17 protein-coding genes and 1 pseudogene are annotated in these 20,786 nt (G+C 57.7%); 10 read left to right on the top strand and 8 right to left on the bottom strand.

Annotated features, from left to right (window positions below; translation table 11 throughout):
- The first annotated feature begins 234 nt into the window (after positions 1–234).
- On the top strand, positions 235–1,080 hold the full coding sequence (locus BN1117_RS01290; protein WP_040094273.1) for a DUF5718 family protein: 846 nt from the start codon (positions 235–237) through the stop codon (positions 1,078–1,080).
- A gap of 57 nt (positions 1,081–1,137) precedes the next feature.
- Positions 1,138–1,283: pseudogene (locus BN1117_RS18825) on the top strand (GNAT family N-acetyltransferase); the annotation flags it as partial.
- Between the two features lie 295 nt (positions 1,284–1,578).
- Here the strand turns inward: BN1117_RS18825 and metG are convergent.
- Complete coding sequence (gene metG, locus BN1117_RS01280) at positions 1,579–3,612, bottom strand: methionine--tRNA ligase (RefSeq protein WP_040094270.1); 2,034 nt, start codon at positions 3,610–3,612, stop codon at positions 1,579–1,581.
- Between the two features lie 186 nt (positions 3,613–3,798).
- Between metG and apbC the strand changes: the two genes are divergently transcribed.
- From apbC to BN1117_RS01260, 5 genes are all read left to right on the top strand, one after another.
- Positions 3,799–4,881, top strand: a complete 1,083-nt coding sequence (gene apbC / locus BN1117_RS01275; protein ID WP_040094268.1) for an iron-sulfur cluster carrier protein ApbC — start codon at positions 3,799–3,801, stop codon at positions 4,879–4,881.
- A gap of 110 nt (positions 4,882–4,991) precedes the next feature.
- On the top strand, positions 4,992–5,636 hold the full coding sequence (udk, locus tag BN1117_RS01270) for a uridine kinase (RefSeq protein WP_040094266.1): 645 nt from the start codon (positions 4,992–4,994) through the stop codon (positions 5,634–5,636).
- Positions 5,637–5,699: 63 nt separating this feature from the next.
- A complete protein-coding gene (gene dcd / locus BN1117_RS01265; RefSeq protein WP_040094264.1) occupies positions 5,700–6,281 on the top strand; it encodes a dCTP deaminase in 582 nt (193 codons plus the stop codon).
- A gap of 97 nt (positions 6,282–6,378) precedes the next feature.
- Positions 6,379–6,624, top strand: a complete 246-nt coding sequence (locus tag BN1117_RS19275) for a hypothetical protein (RefSeq protein WP_156129819.1) — start codon at positions 6,379–6,381, stop codon at positions 6,622–6,624.
- 31 nt (positions 6,625–6,655) lie between these two features.
- Positions 6,656–8,125 carry an inorganic phosphate transporter gene (locus BN1117_RS01260; protein WP_040094263.1) on the top strand — a complete coding sequence of 490 codons (1,470 nt, stop codon included), beginning with the start codon at positions 6,656–6,658 and terminating at the stop codon, positions 8,123–8,125.
- Between the two features lie 130 nt (positions 8,126–8,255).
- Here the strand turns inward: BN1117_RS01260 and BN1117_RS01255 are convergent, their stop codons facing one another.
- Positions 8,256–8,507: a DUF1289 domain-containing protein gene (locus BN1117_RS01255; protein WP_040094261.1), complete on the bottom strand. Its 252-nt coding sequence runs from the start codon at positions 8,505–8,507 to the stop codon at positions 8,256–8,258.
- Positions 8,508–8,656: 149 nt separating this feature from the next.
- On the opposite strand from BN1117_RS01255, the gene mltA reads away from it, so the two are divergent.
- Positions 8,657–9,808, top strand: coding sequence for a murein transglycosylase A (gene mltA, locus BN1117_RS01250; protein ID WP_040094259.1), 1,152 nt, complete (start codon positions 8,657–8,659; stop codon positions 9,806–9,808).
- Positions 9,809–9,924: 116 nt separating this feature from the next.
- On the opposite strand, the gene yfaE is transcribed toward mltA, so the two are convergent.
- The 5 genes from yfaE to ubiG all read right to left on the bottom strand — a co-directional run bounded on the left by yfaE (position 9,925) and on the right by ubiG (position 15,801).
- Positions 9,925–10,245 (bottom strand): class I ribonucleotide reductase maintenance protein YfaE, encoded by a 321-nt coding sequence (gene yfaE / locus BN1117_RS01245; protein WP_040094258.1) that lies wholly within the window; start codon positions 10,243–10,245, stop codon positions 9,925–9,927.
- Positions 10,246–10,276: 31 nt separating this feature from the next.
- Positions 10,277–11,410: a class Ia ribonucleoside-diphosphate reductase subunit beta gene (nrdB, locus tag BN1117_RS01240; RefSeq protein WP_040094309.1), complete on the bottom strand. Its 1,134-nt coding sequence runs from the start codon at positions 11,408–11,410 to the stop codon at positions 10,277–10,279.
- 80 nt (positions 11,411–11,490) lie between these two features.
- A complete protein-coding gene (gene nrdA / locus BN1117_RS01235; RefSeq protein WP_040094256.1) occupies positions 11,491–13,758 on the bottom strand; it encodes a class 1a ribonucleoside-diphosphate reductase subunit alpha in 2,268 nt (755 codons plus the stop codon).
- Between the two features lie 637 nt (positions 13,759–14,395).
- Positions 14,396–15,085 carry an HAD family hydrolase gene (locus BN1117_RS01230; protein ID WP_040094254.1) on the bottom strand — a complete coding sequence of 230 codons (690 nt, stop codon included), beginning with the start codon at positions 15,083–15,085 and terminating at the stop codon, positions 14,396–14,398.
- On the bottom strand, positions 15,085–15,801 hold the full coding sequence (gene ubiG / locus BN1117_RS01225; RefSeq protein WP_040094253.1) for a bifunctional 2-polyprenyl-6-hydroxyphenol methylase/3-demethylubiquinol 3-O-methyltransferase UbiG: 717 nt from the start codon (positions 15,799–15,801) through the stop codon (positions 15,085–15,087). The genes BN1117_RS01230 and ubiG overlap by 1 nt, the downstream gene beginning before the upstream one ends.
- Before the next feature lie 195 nt (positions 15,802–15,996).
- Here ubiG and gyrA point away from each other — a divergent pair, with 195 nt between their 5' ends.
- Positions 15,997–18,744 (top strand): DNA topoisomerase (ATP-hydrolyzing) subunit A, encoded by a 2,748-nt coding sequence (gene gyrA / locus BN1117_RS01220; protein ID WP_040094251.1) that lies wholly within the window; start codon positions 15,997–15,999, stop codon positions 18,742–18,744.
- A 116-nt stretch (positions 18,745–18,860) separates the two neighbouring features.
- Here gyrA and BN1117_RS01215 read toward each other — a convergent pair whose 3' ends face one another.
- A complete protein-coding gene (locus tag BN1117_RS01215; RefSeq protein ID WP_040094249.1) occupies positions 18,861–20,258 on the bottom strand; it encodes an alpha-amylase family protein in 1,398 nt (465 codons plus the stop codon).
- A gap of 262 nt (positions 20,259–20,520) precedes the next feature.
- Between BN1117_RS01215 and BN1117_RS19595 the strand changes: the two genes are divergently transcribed.
- Positions 20,521–20,676: a hypothetical protein gene (locus BN1117_RS19595; RefSeq protein WP_167334804.1), complete on the top strand. Its 156-nt coding sequence runs from the start codon at positions 20,521–20,523 to the stop codon at positions 20,674–20,676.
- Positions 20,677–20,786: the final 110 nt, after the last annotated feature.

The raw sequence follows: 20,786 nt of genomic DNA, 5'->3' as shown, positions 1-20,786 counted from the left end.
AGAAAGAGGGGAGATGCCGGAAACGCACTGTTTCCAGCGCGGTGACCGCGTAGCTGAATGAGTGCGCAATGGCTGGTTCACCACAGCCTTCTCGTCCCTAAAAAAGCGGACTGGCGCACACCACGACAGGGCCGGACTGGGCGAAGGCGGGGTCCTTGTGGTTTAATCTTGCCACTTTAGCGGTAGTGGGCGACGAGCCTGCTACCTTGCGTTGGCAAGATGCAGGTGAGCAAGATGCAGATAGCAGCAGAGAGCAAGTTTATTGGACTCGGGGTCGCGGGCAATTTCGCCGGTCATCTGGAGCAGGCGGGTGAAGCGTCGGACTTCGTAGCGGTCGTGGTGCGCGATACCACCGCGCCCAAGGCGCTGTTCCCCTTCTTCGTGCCGGGCCATCCGGGTCAGCTCGGGGTATTCCCGTTGAGCGACAAGGCGATCTTCCTGCCGGAGGCGGCGGTCAGCGGTGATGAGAAGGTACAGATCGAGCCGGAAGTGGCCCTCTGGTGCGAGCTGGAGTATGCCGGTAAGCAGGTGGTGGCGATCCATCCCCGGGCCTTTGGCGCCTATAACGACTGCTCCATCCGCCGTCCCAACGCCAAGAAGATCAGCGAGAAGAAGAACTGGGGCGAAGAGAGCAAGGGGTTGGCGGCCAACCTGCTGCCGCTTTCCGGTTTTGCCGCCGGTTGCGAGCTCGATGACTATCGCATCGCCTGCTATCTGGAGCGCGATGGCGAGCTGCACGCTTACGGGGTAGATAGCGCTGCCATCGACTACAGCTACTTCCACGGCAAGCTGCTCGACTGGGCCATCGACAAGTTCAACCATCAGCAGGATGAAGGTCCGGCGGAGCACATTCAAGGTCTGGTAGCGCAGGCGGGGCATCCTCCCCATGCGCTCATTAGTATCGGTGCCACCCGTTATACCCCGTTTGGCGAGACCCACTTCCTCAAACCGGGCGACACCTCCTGCGTGGTGGTCTACCCGGGCAGCCGTTATAGCGAAGCGGATATTCGCGAAGCGATCCAGAGCCGCCACTTTGGCGCTGATATGTCGGTGCTGCTGCAGGCGGTGCAGGCGCGCTAATCACCGCTACCAGCGGGAAAGAGTCGCTTCCCGCTGGTTATCATATCGAGTTATTTTATGAAGATTGTTCCGCTATCCCGGGCTGATTATCCGGCCCTGATCGATCTGTGGGAGCCTTCAGTGCAGTGACCCACCACTCCCTGCCCGAGGCAGAGATCCTCGCTCTCAAACCGCTTATTCTGGAGCACTACTTCGATGCGGTGATCACCACCCGTTTGCGTCAACTGGCGTGTCAACAGGCGGAGCTGGTGGCGCTCAAACTGGCGATGCTGGCAGGCCACAACATGGATCACATGCCAAGTCGGCTGGTCAGGTATTCAGAACAAAATGTATCGTCCGCCAAGTCAAGCGGTGGATAACCCCGAGGCCGCAATCTGTGGCAGCCATCCGCACCAACTATCTACACATACTCTCCAAGCCAAAGATGTGAGACAAAAAAAAGAGAGGCCGTTTGGCCTCTCTTCTTCTAGCTGGTTGTGGTCGCAGTCAGCGATATGCTTACTTGACGCGCATGCCGGGCTGGGCGCCTTCCTGCGGCTCCAGGATCCAGAGATCCTTGCCGCCCGGGCCTGCCGCCAGCACCATGCCTTCGGACATGCCGAAGCGCATCTTGCGCGGCGCCAGGTTGGCCACCATCACGGTCAGCTTGCCTTCCAGATCTTCCGGGTTATAGGCGGATTTGATACCGGCAAACACCTGACGGGTTTCACCGCCGATATCCAGTTGCAGCTTGAGCAGCTTCTCGGCTTCCGGTACCGCTTCGGCCTTCTTGATCAGCGCGACCCGCAGGTCAATCTTGGCGAAGTCGTCATAGCTGATGGTTTCGCTGATGGGGTCATCAGCCAGCGGGCCGCTCACTTTCGGTGCTTGCTCTTTGGCCAAGTCTTCCTTGGATGCCTCGATCATGGCTTCAATCTTCGCCGGCTCGATGCGGGAGAAGAGGGCCTTGAACGGGGCAACGGTATGATCGACCAGCGGCATTTCGATGCCATCCCAGCTGAGGGTCTCGGCCAGGAAGGCTTCGGCACGTTCGGCCAGCAGCGGCATGACCGGCTTCAAGTAGGCCATCAGCACGCGGAACAGGTTGATGCCAACGGAGCAGACCGCTTGCAGCTCGGCATCAGCCCCTTCCTGCTTGGCGATGATCCAAGGAGCCTTGTCATCCACATAGCGGTTGGCCTTGTCGGCCAGCGCCATGATTTCGCGGATGGCACGGCTGAACTCGCGGTTCTCATACGCTTCGGCAATGGCGGTGCGGGCGTTGACAAACTCGGCGTAGAGCTCGGGTTCGGCGCAGGTGGCAGCCAGCTTGCCGCCAAAACGCTTGGCAATAAAGCCGGCGTTGCGCGACGCCAGGTTAACCAGCTTGTTGACCACGTCAGCGTTGACCCGCTGCACGAAATCTTCGAGGTTCAGGTCCAGATCATCGATGCGGCTGTTGAGCTTGGCGGCGTAGTAGTAACGCAGGCACTCCGGATCCAGGTGGTTCAGGTAGGTGGATGCCTTGATAAAGGTGCCCTTGGACTTGGACATCTTGGCGCCGTTGACGGTCACATAGCCGTGCACGTTGACCTTGGTCGGCTTGCGGAAGTTGGCGCCTTCCAGCATGGACGGCCAGAACAGGCAGTGGAAGTAGGCGATGTCCTTACCGATGAAGTGGTAGAGCTCGGCGCTGGAGTCTTTGTTCCAGTAGCTGTCAAAGTCGATGTCGCCACGCTTGTTGCACAGGTTCTTGAAAGAGGCCATATAACCGATGGGGGCATCCAGCCAGACGTAGAAATACTTGCCCGGGGCGCCCGGAATTTCGAACCCGAAGTAGGGGGCGTCACGGGTGATATCCCACTGCTGCAAGCCGCTTTCGAACCACTCCTGCATCTTGTTGGCCATCTCTTCCTGAATGGCGCCGGAGCCGCGTACCCACTCAGAGAGCCATTTTTCAAACTGTGGCAGGTCGAAGAAGAAGTGCTCGGAGTCCTTCATGACCGGAGTGGCGCCGGAGACGGCAGATTTCGGTTCGATCAGCTCGGTCGGGCTGTAGGTGGCGCCGCAGCTGTCGCAGTTGTCGCCATACTGCTCCGGAGATTTGCATTTGGGGCAGGTACCCTTGACGAAACGATCCGGCAGGAACATGGATTTTTCCGGATCGAACAGCTGGGAGATGGTGCGGCTCTTGATAAAGCCACCCTCTTTCAGCCGGCCATAGATAAGCGTTGCCAGCTCGCGGTTCTCATCGCTGTGGGTGGAGTGATAGTTGTCAAAGCTGATGTTGAAACCGGCGAAGTCGGCCTGGTGCTCCTTGGAGACAGCGGCAATCATCTCTTCCGGGGTGATCCCCATCTGTTGCGCCTTGAGCATGATCGGGGTGCCGTGGGCATCATCGGCACAGATAAAGTGCACCTGATGACCGCGCATTCGCTGATAACGAACCCAGATATCGGCCTGGATATGTTCCAGCATGTGGCCAAGATGGATGGAGCCATTGGCATAGGGGAGGGCGCAGGTTACCAGCATTTTACGAGGATCAGTTGCCATATTACGTTCTTGATGTGCTTGTTGGGATGATAGAGTGCCGTGCATGTTACCCGAATTGGGGGTAGCCTGCCTAGGGTTGTGGCTGTGCCAACCTTGGTAGCACCTGCCGTTACGATGGCAGGCAAGCCACTGATTTGTGTGCGGTAACCGTTCACCTCAAGATAAAGACAAGATAATGAGGAGTTAATGGTGATTGATTCAGTAAAACAGATCCTCGCCGAATTTAAGCCAGCAGGCTGGCACAAGGATCTGGTGGATGCCGGATTCGTTCGCGAAATCAGCGATAAGGGTCAGGGGCTCACTATCCGGCTGGTATTGCCGTTTGCCGGTCTGTCGCTGCTCGAACAGCTCAAAGAGAACTACGATGCCAGGCTGCGCAGCGCCACCGGTGCCACCCGTATCGACTGGGCACTGGAGATTGACGTCGCCAGCATGCCACGGGCACAGGGGCTCAACGCAGTGCAGGGCATTCGCAACATCATCGTAGTTGCCTCCGGCAAGGGGGGGGTGGGCAAATCCACCACCGCGGTCAACCTGGCGCTGGCGCTGCAAAAAGAGGGGGCGCGGGTCGCTATTCTCGATGCTGATATCTATGGCCCTTCCATTCCCACCATGATGGGCACCCTCAAGGAGCGCCCGGTCAGCCATGACGGCAAGCTGATGGAGCCGGTGATGGCCTGCGGCCTCAAGAGCAACAGCATCGGCTATCTGGTCTCCGAGCAGGATGCCACCATCTGGCGTGGCCCGATGGCGAGCAAGGCGCTGGCGCAGATCCTCGGGGAAACCCGTTGGGGCGAGGTGGATTATCTGGTGGTGGACATGCCACCGGGCACTGGCGACATCCAGCTCACCATGGCTCAGCAGGTGCCCACCTCGGCCGCGGTCATTGTGACCACCCCGCAGGATGTGGCGCTGGCCGATGCGCGCAAGGGGATCGCCATGTTCAACAAGGTCAATGTGCCGGTGCTCGGCATTATCGAGAACATGAGTTACCACGTCTGCAGCGCCTGCGGTCACCATGAGCCGCTGTTCGGTACCGGTGGCGGCCAGAAGATGGCTGAGCAGTATCAAGTGGCGCTGTTGGGGCAGCTGCCGTTGCACATTGATATTCGCCAACACATGGATGATGGCTGCCCAACGGTGTTCGGCGCACCGGAAGGGAGTCTGGCTCAGGCCTATTTGAAGCTGGCTCGCAGGGTGGGTGCTGAACTCTTTTTCAGCGCAAAACCGATTGCGACCCCCCTCTATGCCATGGCGCTGGATGAATAATCGGCTATCGGTTGCTTGAAAGGGAATTGAGGGTGGGCATGCCCCCCCCTTTTTCATATAATGGATCGGTTTAAATCACCCCCACTGCTCTTCTCTTTTAGGTATTTGTCATGTCTGATACTCAACATTCGTGTGTGATCATCGGTATTGCCGGCGCATCTGCGTCTGGCAAAAGTCTCATCGCCCAGACCATTTATGAAGAGCTGGTGGCGGAGCTGGGGGCGGGGGAAATCGGTGTTATCTCCGAAGATTGCTACTACAAGGATCAATCCCACCTGACCATGGAAGAGCGGGTCAAAACCAACTATGACCATCCCAGCTCGATGGACCACAGCTTGCTGGTAGAACACCTTGGCACTCTGCTCAAGGGACAAGGGGTAGACCTGCCGCAATACTCCTACACCGAACATACCCGGATGGCCGAAGTCAGCCATTTTGCCCCGCGCAAAGTGATCATTTTGGAAGGTATCCTGCTGTTGACTGACAGCCGTCTGCGGGATCTGATGGATGCCTCCATCTTCATGGACACACCGCTCGATATCTGCCTGCTACGCCGTCTGGTGCGTGATGTACAAGAGCGTGGTCGTACCATGGACTCCGTACTCAAGCAGTATCAGAAGACGGTGCGACCGATGTTTCTGCAGTTTATCGAGCCGTCCAAACAGTACGCCGATGTGATTGTGCCCCGTGGGGGCAAGAATCGCATTGCCATCGACATGCTCAAGGCGCGTATTCGCCACATGTTGATTGGTTAAGATGAAACGAGCCGGGTGATGCCCGGCTTGTTTAAAAGCACAATTTATCAGGAGAGTCGCCCAATGCGTCTGTGTGATACCGATATTGAACGCCATCTGGATGAAGGCAAGATCATCATTGAGCCACGGCCCGGGGTAGAGCGGATCAGTGGTGTCAGTGTTGATGTGCTGCTAGGTAACGAGTTTCGGGTATTTCGCGATCATACAGCTCCCTATATCGATCTGAGCGGTCCGAGCAGCGAGATGGCCGATGCAATCGATCGGGTGATGAGTGAAGAGATCCACATTCCCGATGGCGAAGCCTTCTACCTGCACCCGGGTCAGCTGGCGCTGGCGGTAACCTATGAATCCGTCACCCTGCCTGCTGATATTGTCGGCTGGCTGGATGGGCGCTCTTCATTGGCACGCCTGGGTTTGATGGTGCACGTAACTGCACACCGGATCGACCCGGGTTGGTCCGGTCGCATCGTGCTGGAGTTCTACAACGGCGGCAAACTGCCGCTGGCCCTGCGTCCCAAGATGAAGATCGGCGCCCTGAACTTCGAGATGCTCTCCGGCGTCGCAGCCCGCCCCTACAACAAGCGGGAAAATGCCAAGTACAAGAGCCAGCAGGGCGCCGTCGCCAGCCGTATCAATCAAGACTGATACGGATCACACTGCAACGATTCAAGGGAGCACAAGGTGCTCCCTTTTTACGTCTGGAATCAAACGGGTATAAGTTTTGTGGTGCTGGTCGGATGGGGTGGCTGGTTCGACATATTTTACCGCCACGCTGGCTGTTTTTTGTCATAAAAGCGCCAGAGAAATAAGGTTTTTTGGCGTAAAAAATCAGCTTTTTCGCTCTTTCTTGCACGCTATGGTGGCTTTAATTAATCTCTGGCAGGCCGCATGGCAACTGTTCTCATGGCCTTTTTTGCCACAAAGTTCTTTTTTTTGGGGACTGAAATATTTCAAGGGTGGCTATGGTGTTGGCCACCATCTGGCATAATCCGCCGCAACTCATAAACAGGCTTTTTTCTATGTTTGAAATGTTCAGTGATTTGGGTTTGTGGTGGTCAATCGGTTTGGTATTGGCCGTTTTTTTTGTGCTTGCCTATGAATTTATCAATGGCTTTCACGATACCGCTAACGCGGTAGCAACGGTTATCTATACCAAGGCGATGCCAGCTCATTTGGCGGTGGTTTCATCCGGGATATTCAATTTCTTTGGGGTCATGTTCGGTGGTCTGGGGGTGGCCTATGCCATCGTTCATCTGCTGCCTGTTGATCTGCTGTTGGAAATGGATTCCAGCCAGGGCCTGATCATGGTCTTCTCCTTGCTGTTTTCCGCCATCGTGTGGAATCTGGGGACCTGGTATTTCGGGATCCCGGCCTCCAGTTCACATACCTTGATCGGTTCTATTCTGGGGGTCGGCGGCGCCTATGCCTGGATCACCCATAAACCGGTGACAGAAGGGATCAACGTGGGCAAAGCGATCGACATCATGCTTTCCCTCATCATCTCTCCCACAATCGGTTTCATCATCGCGGCGCTACTGCTGCTGGCGATGAAACGGATCTGGACCAGTAACAAGATCCACAAAACACCGGAAGAGCGTCAGCTGGTGGATGGCAAGAAGCACCCGCCATTCTGGGCCCGCCTCACCCTGGTGGCCTCTGCCATGGGCGTCAGCTTCGTGCACGGTTCAAACGATGGCCAGAAGGGGATTGGTCTGGTGATGCTGGTGCTGATCTGCATGGCCCCCGCCTATTTCGCACTCGATTTGAACAGCCGTCCCTACGAGCTGGATCGGACTCAGGATGCTAACCAGCGCATCATGGAGATCTACCAGCGCAATCAGGAGACCCTGGCTGGGGTGATCAACTTCTCGGCACCGACAACCGCGCAAGAAGAGTTGATATCACACTGCTCTGCCGATACCGCCTTGCAAGCGATGACGAACCTGGATACCCATCTGGCAGCTGTGCGTACCTATGATCAGATGAGCCTGACCGACCGTCGTGAAGTACGTCGTTTGTTGCTCTGTATCGATGACACCGCCCGTAAGGTTGCCAAGCTGCCGCTGCCGGCCAAAGAGTTGAGCGATCTGGCAAAATGGCGCAAGGATCTGACCGCGACCGCTGAATATGCACCGACCTGGGTGATCGTCTCCATTGCGTTGGCGCTCGGTTGTGGGACCATGGTGGGTTGGCGTCGTATCGTTCATACCGTGGGCGAGAAGATTGGCTCCAGCGGGATGACCTACAGCCAGGGCATCGCGGCTCAGATCACGGCAGCAACCTCCATCGGGGTCGCCAGTTTGACCGGCATGCCCGTATCGACCACCCACATCCTCTCCTCTGCGGTGGCGGGCACCATGGTAGCCAACAAATCAGGGCTGCAGAGCAAGACCATCAAGACCATTATGATGGCCTGGGTGCTTACCCTGCCGCTGACCATGCTGCTCTCAGGGGGGCTGTTCATCGTCACTCACCACCTGTTTGGTTGATCTGCCGCGCCTATCACGGGCATCACAATGACAATGCCGCCCGGTCGAAAGATCGGGCGGCATTGTTATATGCTGGCTAGGCAGGCTGTCGTGTGCGCAGGAGTATTGGACGCAGTGATGGCTGGATGGGTCAGAAATCCCAGCCTGGCTGTGCTTGCGGTTCAGTGGGAGCGCCTTCGCGAGCCTTGCGCCGCGCAGCCTCGACCCTGCGCTTACGATCCCGGCACAGGCGCATCACCTCTTGTTGCTGGGCAGGGGTCATGTTGAGCCAGTTGAAACGCTCTTCGCGATTGCGCAGGCAGCCCTTGCAGTAGCCTTTGTTGTTCACTTCGCAGACCCCGATGCAGGGGCTCTGCAGCGGGAAGATTTCGAGCTGCTCCATCCATTACCTCGCACATCCTTTCACCTTGTTATAACCCAGCGCTCCCTCTTTCGAGAAATCTCTCTTCAAGTGATTGATGTCGTTTGCTTTCACCCTGCAAATTTGGCATCTTGCCGCCGTGCATGGATCTTGGTGTTAAATGAGGACATATGAACAAACAGGCGTATTGGCTGATCGCCGCAGTGTTGGGACTGGCTGGTTGTGCGGGCAAGTCAGATAAAGTAGAGCCGCCCACAAAGCAGACCGACAACAAGTGCTTTCTCAACTGCGAGATGCCAGAAAATCTGGGCAGGCAGTATCTGGATGGAACCTTGCCGGAGGATCTGGTGAGGGTGGAGCGGGTCAACAGCAGTGCGCCAGCAGATTTCAGTCAATTTGGCCCACAAAGTCGTATTGTATTGCAGCGCTCCGGGCGGATGGCGAGCCGTTACGGTGAGCTTTATCACCAGCTCTCTCGTTGGGTTGCCAATGGTGGCGATCCGGCTTATATCACCGAGTACGGTATCAGCCTGGCCCAGCTGGGCGGTGCGGATCGGATGGGTAACGTGCTCTTTACCGGCTACTACTCACCGGTGCTGGAGGTGCGCCACCGACCGGATGCTAACTACAAACATCCCCTGTATGCCATGCCAAAATGTGGTAGTCGCTGCCCGACCCGTGCCGAGATCCATCGTGGTGCACTGGCCAACCGAGGTCTTGAACTGGGGTATAGCCAATCTCTCATCGACAACTTCCTGATGGATGTGCAAGGCTCCGGGTTTGTGCACTACGGCGATGACGACAAGTTGCAATATCTGGGTTACAGCGGCAAGAACGGGCACGGTTATGTCAGCATCGGCCGAGTGTTGATCGACCGGGGTGAGGTGCCTAAAGAGAAGATGTCGATGAAGGCCATCAAGGAGTGGGCCAACCAGCAACCCGAGCACAAGGTCAAAGAGCTGCTGGAGCAAAATCCCTCCTATGTCTTCTTCGAACGACGCCCCACCAACGACGTGGTGGGCGCCGCCGGTATTCCACTGTTGCCCATGGCTGCAGTGGCGGCTGACAAGACCCTGCTGCCGATGGGCACCCCGATTTTGGCCGAGGTGCCCCTGCTCGACAAGGACGGCAACTGGACTGGCAAGCATCAGCTGCGGTTGTTGATTGCACTGGATGTGGGCGGTGCGGTGAAGAAGGGACATCTCGATCTCTACCATGGGATGGGTGAGGAGGCCGGTGTCGACGCGGGTCACTACAAGCACTTCGGCCGGGTCTGGAAGCTGGGGTTGCATCACGGGCCGACCGCGGCACCTTGGTTGTAACCTGCTGTCGGTAAGGGCTACGCAAGGCCCTTCACTGATACTCAACGCGACAAAAAAGCCGCCGGAGCAGATCCGGCGGCTTTTTGTTTCGTGACTGGTGGGTGACAGACGGGATCTTAGCCCTTCTTGATGTCCAGCTTGATGGCGCCGACCGGCTTGCAGCAGCAGGGGAGACACTCTCCCTGAGAGACGAAGGCGAGCGGCACATTGGGGTAGTGCACCGAGCCTGCGGTCAGCGGGGTGCGGCAGGCGCCGCAATAACCGCTGCGACACTGGAACTCGATCCGATGACCGTGGCGCTCCAGGGTCTCCAGTACGCTTTCGCCGGGATGGGCGTGCAGCACGCCATCCCGGGTATGCACTCGTGGTGGTTGCAGCGCCTGCTTCTCAGCGGGGTCGTGCTGGGCAGGGATCAGCGTGTTGGTCGCGTCACTCACAGCTTGCAATCACCCATATCAGCTAGCTGACTCACAGTTCGAAATCACCCAAATCGTCGGCGCTCACTTCGCTATCGATCTGACCGACCAGATAGGAGCTGACCTCCACCTCTTGCGGGGCGACCTGTACGTTGTCGGAGGAGAGCCAGGTGTTGATCCAGGGGATCGGGTTCTGCTTGGTGCCGGAGAAGGCGGGTTGCAGACCGACCGCGGCCATCCGCAGGTTGCTGATGTACTCCACGTACTGGCAGAGGATGTCCTTGTTCAGACCGATCATGGAACCATCCTGGAACAGGTACTCGGCCCACTCCTTCTCCTGGATGGCGGCCTCCTTGAACAGATCGAAACAGGCCTGCTCGCACTCGGCGGCAATCTCGGCCATTTCCGGGTCGTCCTGACCACTGCGCATCAGGTTCAGCATGTGCTGGGTGCCGGTCAGGTGCAGTGCTTCGTCGCGAGCGATCATCTTGATGATCTTGGCGTTGCCTTCCATCAGCTCTCGCTCGGCGAAGGCAAAGGAGCAGGCGAAGCTGACGTAGAAGCGGATGGCTTCCAGCGCGTTGACGCTCATCAGGCAGAGGTAGAGCTTTTTCTTCAGCTCGCGCAATGTGATGGTCACCTCACGACCCGCAACAGTATGGGTGCCTTCTCCGTGCAGGTTGTAGAGGGCGGTCGCTTCGATCAGGTCGTCGTAGAAGTGGCTGATGGAGCCGGCGCGCTTCAAGATCTGCTCGTTGGTCACGATGTCGTCGAATACCTGGGACGGTGTGTTGACGATATTGCGGATGATGTGGGTGTAGGAGCGAGAATGGATGGTCTCGGAGAAGGCCCAGGTTTCGATCCAGGTTTCCAGCTCGGGGATGGAGACCAGCGGCAGCAGGGCGACGTTGGGGCTGCGGCCTTGAATGGAGTCAAGCAGGGTCTGGTACTTCAGGTTGGAGATGAAGATGTGCTGCTCGTGAGTGGGCAGGGCCTGATAGTCGATGCGATCACGGGAGACATCCACCTCTTCCGGGCGCCAGAAGAAGGAGAGTTGCTTTTCGATCAGCCGCTCGAACACTTCGTGCTTTTGCTGGTCATAACGGGCCACGTTGACCGATTGGCCAAAAAACATCGGCTCTTTGAGCTGGTCGTTTTGGGTTTGGCAGAAAGTTGAATAGGCCATGGTTACCAGAATATGTGAGTAGGGAAAACAGGAGAGCGGGAGCATTATGCTCCCGCCCGGTTATCAGATCTTGCTGCGCCTTATATTTTGCAAGCCCCGCCAGCGCAACCGTCATCTTGCAGGTCGGTCTGGGTGTCGTCCGCACCATCACGGGTGTTGTGATAGTAGAGGGTCTTGAGGCCGTATTTGTAGGCGGTCAGCAAATCCTTCAGCAGCTGTTTCATCGGCACCTTGTTGCCTTCAAAACGGGCCGGGTCGTAGTTGGTGTTGGCGGAGATCGCCTGATCCACAAACTTCTGCATGATGCCGACCAGCTGCAGGTAGCCGTCAACGCTTGGTTGCTTCCAGAGCAATTCGTATTGATCTTTCAGGCGATCATACTCGGGCACCACCTGTTTGAGAATGCCGTCTTTGGAGGCCTTGACCGAGACCAGACCACGTGGCGGCTCGATGCCGTTGGTGGCGTTGGAGATCTGGCTGGAGGTCTCGCTCGGCATCAGGGCGGTCAGGGTGGAGTTGCGCAGACCCACAGATTTGATCTCTTCGCGCAGGCTTTCCCAATCCAGATGCAGCGGCTCGTTGCACAGCGCATCCAGATCCTTCTTGTAGGTGTCGATTGGCAGTATGCCCTGGGCGTAGGTGGTCTCGCCAAACAGCGGGCAGGGGCCAAATTCGCGGGCCAACTGCACGGAGGCTTTCAGCAGGTAGTACTGAATGGCCTCGAAGGTGCGGTGAGTCAGGGCCAGACCTGAGCCGTCAGAGTAGCGGGCACCGTTTTTGGCCAGGTAGTAGGCGTAGTTGATGACGCCGATCCCCAGGGTACGACGGCCCATGCTGCCCTTCTTGGCGGCGGCAATCGGGTAGTCCTGATAGTCCAGCAGGGCGTCGAGGGCACGCACGGCCAGATCGGCCATCTCTTCCAGATCTTCCAGCTTCTCGATGGCGCCCAGGTTAAAGGCGGAGAGGGTACACAGGGCGATCTCGCCGTTCTCATCGTCGATGTTGTTGAGCGGCTTGGTCGGCAGCGCAATCTCGAGGCAGAGGTTGGACTGGCGCACCGGCGCCACGCCCGGATCGAACGGGCTGTGGGTGTTGCAGTGGTCGACGTTCTGGATGTAGATGCGACCGGTACCGGCACGCTCTTGCATCATCAGGGAGAAGAGATCCACTGCCTTGAGGGTCTTCTTGCGAATGCTCGGATCTTGCTCGTACTTGACGTAGAGCTGCTCGAACTTGTCCTGATCGGCGAAGAAAGCGTCATACAGACCCGGTGCATCGGAGGGGGAGAACAGGGTGATGTCACCGCCCTTGATAAGGCGCTGATACATCAGCTTGTTGATCTGCACACCGTAGTCCATGTGACGGACCCGGTTCTCTTCCACGCCGCGGTTGTTCTTCAGTACCAGCAGGCTCTCCACTTCGGTGTGCCACAGCGGGTAGAACAGGGTGGCCGCACCGCCGCGCACGCCGCCCTGGGAGCAGCACTTCACCGCAGTCTGGAAGTACTTGTAGAAGGGGATGCAACCGGTGTGGAACGCTTCGCCGCCACGGATGGGGCTGCCCAGACCGCGGATGCGGCCGGCGTTGATGCCGATGCCAGCGCGCTGGGAGACATAACGCACGATGGAGCTGGCGGTGGCGTTGATGGAATCCAGGCTGTCATCGCACTCGATCAGCACACAGGAGCTGAACTGGCGGGTCGGGGTACGCACGCCGCTCATGATCGGGGTCGGCAGCGAGATCTTGAAGGTCGAGACCGCATCATAGAAGCGCTTGATGTAGTTCAGGCGGGTATCTTTCGGATACTTGGAGAAGAGGCAGGCCGCCACCAGGATATAGAGGAACTGCGGGCTCTCGTAAATCTCGCCAGTGACGCGGTTCTGTACCAGGTACTTGCCTTCCAGCTGCTTGACCGCCGCGTAGGAGAAGTTCATGTCGCGCCAGTGATCCAGGTGCGCGTTCAGCTCTTCGAATTCCGCCTGGGTATAGTCTTCCAGCAGGTGCTTGTCGTACTTGCCCATGTCCACCAGACGAGCCACGTGCTGGTAGAGGTGGGGCGGCTCGAACTGGCCGTAGGCCTTCTTGCGCAGGTGGAAGATGGCCAGACGGGCGGCCATATACTGGTAGTCAGGGGTCTGCTCTGAGATAAGGTCAGCCGTCGCCTTGATGATGGTTTCGTGAATGTCGGCGGTACGGATGCCGTCATAGAACTGGATGTGTGACTTGAGCTCTACCTGGGAGACCGACACGTTGTCGAGCTTTTCGGCTGCCCAATCCAGCACACGGTGAATTTTATCCAGATCGATGGGTTCTTTGTGTCCGTTACGCTTCGTCACAAACAAGTTCATTGGCTGATGACCTTCAGTTGATTCCCGAAAAAACATCGCACCGCACCCGATTTGTGGCCGTCATCGAGGTTTGAACCTGAGCCGCCATTGGGTAACTATTGTGCGATGAATCACAAGATATAGTGTTATTTTAAGTTCGAGCTACAAGATAGTGAGGTCGACAGCGCATTGCAATGTGTGGATAACTGCCTTGCTGTGGATAAATTGTGGGTGTTGTTGTCTCTGTTAGTGGTTGCTCACAGTGAGCGGGTTTTCATTAGTCCGCTTCGTTAAATGCAAGCCTCTCGATCGAAGATGGAAAATTTAAATAACTTTTTTTTCTTGCGAAACGAGGGGCTTTTTACTAGCAAACCGCGACTGATTATCCGTTATGCAACAAGGGTCAAAAGCTGTCCAGTTGTCGCAGGCGCGTGCTCAGCGGGGCAAGGTTTTTACCCCGGTGATGGCGCTTTGTGGCCTGTCTGGGACGGCTGCGAGCTTGTCAAATGGGTATATATATAGGCGGTAAGCTGCCTTTATGATCCATGAATAGGCGTATAAGTGCGTTGCACAACATGAGAGCGTAAAAGAAGTGTGTCAAAGGGGCGAGGTGTCTCCCTCCACCCCGTTGTCATACTCTGTTTGGTAATGCGGTGTGTCACCTCTTGAGCGTCAGCTCGTAGCGCAGCCAGTGGTGCAGGGTCTGCACGGTATCAAAGTGCAGGTCTGCGCCCCAGAGCGCGGGGTCCTCCTCATCATTGAGGTAACCCCAGCCGGCGACAGCAGTACGCATGCCCGCGTTTCGGCCGGCTTCGATGTCGCGCACATGATCCCCCACATAGAGGCAGTGAGCCGCCTCGACCCCCAGCGTCTCACAAGCAAAGAACATGGGGGCGGGATCGGGCTTGCGTACCGGCAGGGTATCGGCGCTGACGGTGACGCCGCAGCTGGCAAGCTCGGGCAGGGCTGCCAGCAGTGGCTCGGTGAGAAAGCCCGGCTTGTTGGTGACGATGCCCCAGGGCAGCGATTTTTCATCCAGCCACTCGATAAGATCCACCATCCCCTCATAGGGGCGGGTACCGACGCAAAGGTTGGCGGCGTAATGGTCGAGCAGGGCGGTGCGCAGGCGGGTGGCGCCCAGCTCCTCGAGCAGTTCATCGCCAAGACCTGCCCTGAGCAGCCCGAGGGCGCCGTTGGAGGTGGTCTGGCGAATGATGTCGTCAGAGAGCGGCGCAAAGCCTTCGCTGATCAATACATGGTTGACGGCGGCCCCCAGATCCGGGGCTGTGTCGAGCAGGGTGCCGTCCAGATCAAACAGCACGCAGTGAAGAGGGTGGGGGGCGCTCATCAACCCTGCTCCGGGCGGACAAACTCCACCATATAGTTGACATCGACATTCTTACCGAGCTTGAAACTGTTGGAGAGCGGCGCATAGTGCACCCCGCTCATGTCTCGCACCAGCAGGCCCGCGGCCTCACCCATACGACACAGTTCGGCCGGGGTGATGAATTTTTTGTGGTCGTGAGTACCCTTGGGCACCATCTTCATCAGGTATTCGGCGCCGAGGATCATCATCAGATAGGATTTGGGGTTGCGGTTGATGGTGGAGACAAACACCCGGCCGCCTGGGCGCACGAGGGTGGCGATGGCGCGCAGCACGGAAGCGGGGTCCGGCACATGCTCCAGCATCTCCATGCAGGTTACTACGTCATACTGGCCCGGCGCTTCTTCTGCGTGGGCTTCAGCGGTGATCTGGCGATACTCCAGCTCGACCCCCTGCTCCAGGGCGTGCAGGCGGGCGACGCCGAGGGGCTCCTTGCCCATGTCGATGCCGGTTACCCTGGCGCCACGGCGGGCCATGCTCTCGGAGAGGATGCCGCCACCGCAGCCGATATCGAGCATGCGCTTGCCAAACAGACCGCCGCTCTTGTCGGTGATCCAGTCAAGGCGTACCGGGTTGATCTGGTGCAGGGGTTTGAATTCACCCTCCATGTCCCACCAGCGGGAGGCGATGGCTTCAAATTTGGCGATTTCGGTCAGATCGACATTGGCGTCACTGTTCATTTATCGAAGATCCTGTGGCAAGGGCGCGAGTGAGATCCACGCGCAATCTATTGTCCTGGCGGGCATTATAACGGACGGACTTTGTCACACCAGCCCGATCTGATACCCGATTTGTGGCTTAAGGTATTTGGCTCAGTGTGTTACCATGTCGCGCTGTTTAAGCCAAAGAACAACTAATTAGGGATAAGGCTTTCTATGAGCGATCTGGCCAGAGAGATCACGCCGGTCAACATCGAAGAAGAGCTCAAGAGTTCCTATCTTGATTACGCCATGAGCGTGATCGTAGGACGAGCTCTGCCGGATGTGCGTGATGGCTTGAAACCGGTTCACCGCCGCGTTCTGTTTGCTATGAACGAGTTGGGGAACGACTGGAACAAGCCCTATAAAAAATCGGCCCGTGTGGTCGGTGACGTAATCGGTAAATATCACCCGCACGGCGATAGCGCTGTGTATGACACCATTGTCCGGATGGCGCAGGATTTCTCCATGCGTTACATGCTGGTCGATGGTCAGGGCAACTTCGGTTCAGTCGACGGCGACAGCGCCGCGGCGATGCGTTATACCGAAGTGCGGATGGCCCGCATCTCCCACGAGCTGCTGGCTGATCTGGACAAAGAGACCGTGGACTGGGTGCCGAACTATGATGGCACCGAGATGATCCCGGCGGTCATGCCTACCAAGGTTCCCAACCTGCTGGTCAACGGCTCCTCCGGTATCGCGGTGGGCATGGCGACCAACATTCCGCCTCACAACCTCACCGAGATTGTCAATGGCTGCCTGGCGCTGATCGAAAACGGCGACCTCACCATTGACGAGCTGATGACCTACATCACCGGCCCGGATTTCCCTACCGGTGGCATTATCAACGGGCGTTCCGGCATCGTGCAGGCGTACCGTACCGGTCGTGGCTCCATCTATGTGCGGGCCAAAGCTGAAGTGGAAGTGGACGAGAAGACCAGTCGCGAGACCATCATCGTTCACGAGATCCCCTATCAGGTGAACAAGGCTCGACTGATCGAGAAGATCGCCGAGCTGGTCAAAGAGAAGAAGATCGAAGGCATCAGTGCCCTGCGCGATGAGTCTGACAAAGACGGCATGCGCATCGTTATCGAGATCAAGCGCGGCGAGTCCGGCGAGATTGTGCTGAACAATCTCTACAAGCACACCCAGATGCAGACCACGTTCGGCATCAACATGGTGGCGCTCGATAACAACCAGCCCAAGGTGATGAACCTTAAAGAGATCCTGGATGCGTTCCTGCTGCACCGCCGTGAAGTGGTGACTCGCCGGACTGTGTTCGAACTGCGCAAAGCGCGGGATCGGGCGCACATCTTGGAAGGTCTGGCGGTTGCGCTGGCCAACATCGATCCCATCATCGAGCTGATCCGCCACAGCGCGACCCCGAGCGAGGCGAAAGCGGGTCTGGTTGCCAAGGGCTGGGAGCTCGGCAACGTGGCCGCTATGCTGGAAAAAGCGGGCGACGACGCGGCACGGCCAGAGTGGCTGGAGCCCGAGTTCGGTATCCGTGAAGGTCACTACTTCCTGACCGAACAGCAAGCCCAGGCCATCCTTGACCTGCGTCTGCACAAGCTGACCGGCCTCGAGCACGAGAAGATCCTGGAAGAGTACCAATCTCTGCTGGATCTGATCGCCGAGCTGCTGCACATCCTGGCGAGCCCGGCTCGTTTGATGGAGGTGATCCGCGATGAACTGCTGGCCGTGCGCGAGCAGTATGGCGACGAGCGTCGCACCGAGATCAGCATGTCCAGTGCCGAGATCAACATCGAAGATCTGATCACCCCGGAAGACGTGGTGGTGACCCTGTCTCACCAGGGCTATGTGAAGTATCAGCCGCTCTCCGACTACGAGGCCCAGCGCCGCGGTGGTCGTGGCAAGTCGGCCACCCGGATCAAGGAAGAGGATTTTGTGGAGCGTCTGCTGGTGGCCAACACCCACGACACCATTCTGTGCTTCTCCACCCGTGGCAAGGTCTACTGGCTCAAGGTTTACCAGCTGCCGGAAGCGTCCCGTGGCGCCCGTGGCCGTCCGATCATCAACCTGCTGCCGCTGGAAGAGGGTGAGCGTATCACCGCTATCCTGCCGGTGAAGGAGTATGACGCCGACAAGTATGTCTTCTTCGCCACCGCCAACGGTACCGTGAAGAAGACCAGCCTCTCTGACTTCAGTCGTCCGCTCTCCTCCGGTATTCGTGCCATCAACCTTAAAGAGGGTGATGAGCTGATCGGGGTAGATATCACCGATGGCAGCAACGAGATCATGCTCTTCTCCGACGCGGGCAAAGTTGTTCGCTTCGCGGAAGGCAGCGGTCGCGCTGATGCTGATGCCACTGACGAAGTCGAAACCGACGACGATGCCGGCAACGATGATGATGGCAGCGACAACGGCGAAGGCACCGAAAGCAAGGGCACCTTCAAGGGCGTGCGCCCCATGGGTCGTACCGCCGCTGGTGTACGCGGCATCAAGCTGGGCGCCGGTGACAAGGTGGTTTCCCTCATCGTTCCGCGCGGCGAAGGTGCCATCCTCACCGCCACCGAGAACGGTTACGGCAAGCGGACTGCGTTGGCCGAATACCCGACCAAGAGCCGTGGTACCCAGGGCGTTATCTCCATCAAGGTGGATGAGCGTAATGGCAAGGTGATCGATGCGATCCAGGTTGAAGATACCGACCAGATCATGCTGATCACCAACGGCGGCACCCTGGTGCGTACCCGTGTTGCCGAGGTGAGCGTCATTGGCCGTAACACCGGCGGTGTCCGTCTGATCCGTACCGGTGAAGACGAGACCGTGGTTGGTCTGCAGCGCATTGCCGAGAGCGACGAAGACGAGAACGACGCGCTGGCCGTTGACGGTGAGGTATCTGAAGGTACCGATACCGCGACCGGCACTGATGCGGTCGATGCAGGGGAAGCGGGCGAGGAGTAATCGTCACCTGTTCCGAGCAACGTCTCTGATCAAAAAGAGCGACCCTGGTGGTCGCTCTTTTTATTTGTCTGTTATTTATGACGGCCAGCTGAAAGTAGGGTTGGGTGCTAGCGGGATCACTCCTGCAGCCACATTCTGGCGCTGCGGGCGGGCATGGCGACCCGTACCCACTGGCTCTGCACATTGAGAACGGCGCCTTGGTCGAGCACGTCCCGATAGTTGCGATACCAGTTCATCTCGAACCTGGCAGTATCGAGCCAGTACTCCTGCTCGGAGTCGCACTTGTTGATGCCAACCAGCCCCTGCTTGCCCCGTTTGAACAGCACGAAGCAGTCGCCACTGCCGACCAGCTGCATGGGTTGACCCTGCACCATGTTATGGAAGCGGATCATCCCTTTGAGATCGGCGCGCAAGTAGTAATCCTGCCAGCGCAGCCCATCCTTGTCCCGGGTTTCACCGTGATCCGAATAGACCAGTGGCGAGCCACCATCGCGCCCAAGCAGGTAGGCATAAGCCAGCTTTTCATCCGTCTGGCTTAAGATCTGATAGCGGAAGCCGTCGTTGGTGGGGATGTCGTGGGTGACCGCAAAAGTGATGGCACGGCTACCCGGCAGCGCCTGGCCATAAGCCCCCGGATCCGCCAGCAGGTTCATGCTGCCACCGTAACTGAGTGCTCCGCGCAGGGAGGCAAACAGTGGGAAGTCATAGGCCCCCTGGCCGCTGCTGTCGAGGTAGGGTTTGAGGAAACGATCGTAATCGGTGCTGCCTGCGCCCCCTGTGGTGATCACCTCGCCAAAGACATGCATCCCCTGTTTGATCTCGGGGGTGAGCACGGCATTAATCTGATAATCGCTCATGTGTTTGACCGCATCGACCCGAAAGCCCTTGATCCCCATCCCCTTGAGCGCTTTGAGATAGGCCTGCTGTTGGCTTACCACCCAGTTATTGGGATCGAGATCCGGCAGCCCCCTGTCGCCGGCATCGCCACAGAGTCGCCAATACTGGACATGGCCCGGATCGCTCCAGTCGCTGATGCACCCTTCGGGATGAAAATCCTGACCGGAGAGGAAGTTTTGCCCCAGATCGCCAAACAGTTTCTGGCGTTCGAAATAGGTCGGGTTGGCGGCGTACTGGCCCAGTAGTTCATTGCCGGGGTAGTTGAGGTCCTGGCGCTTCCAGCTCTCGTTAGCCATATGGTTAAGCACCACATCGGCATAGACGGCGATACCGCGCGCCTTCATGGCGGCGATCAGCTGCTCGAGATCCTGTTTGTTGCCAAGGGGTGAGTCCACCAGGCGCAGATCTTGCGGTTGGTAACGGGCCCACCACTCGTTACCCGACGACTTCAGGGGCGGTGAGATGAGTACCTGTTTGTAACCGGCCGACTTGATAAGGTCGGCCTTGGCGGTCACTTCACTGTACTTCCAGTTGAAGGCGTGCAGTATGACGTCGGCGTGCGCCAAGGGGGCGATCAGCATACCTGCGATCGCCCATATTCCCGCTGTGTGTTTCATTATTGTGTCCCTGTTTTTATAGATGCCTGAATGGGCAAGCCAGCTTTGGCTGGAACAGGGTCGGCTGCAATCCACAACCTGCGAATTTGTGACTCATTTCAGGATGATTTCGCCGAATATGTGAGCTGTTGCGGCTTTTTCTCGCCACCGCCAGTTGCCTTTTTACAGGTGATATTTTTGTCATTTCCCTGTCACCCCCAGCCGCTATCCTGCCGTGCGAGTGGTGCGTTGTTGCTATCACCTTCACCGTCAGGAGCTGCATATGACCAGTTGGATCACGTGGGATATTTGGTGGAGCCGGGTATGGGGCAAGTCAGAGTTACCGCAGTATGGAGAGGATGGGCTCGAAGTGGCTCATGAACCCTCGCGACTGCCGGTTGAAATGGTGCAGCAGGGTCGGGATCAGCGCGCAGACTAAGGCGCTGCTCACGGTTTTCCCGGATAGTGTAACCGCCTTTGGAAAATTCGGAAAAGCGGGGTTCCCACAGGAAATGTCGTGGTAACCCTTCCTTTCGACCTTTCGACCTT

Source organism: Aeromonas australiensis (assembly GCF_000819725.1).
GTDB lineage: Bacteria > Pseudomonadota > Gammaproteobacteria > Enterobacterales > Aeromonadaceae > Aeromonas > Aeromonas australiensis.
Note: the sequence above shows the minus strand (reverse complement) of the source record. Positions and strands in the feature narration are given on the sequence as shown.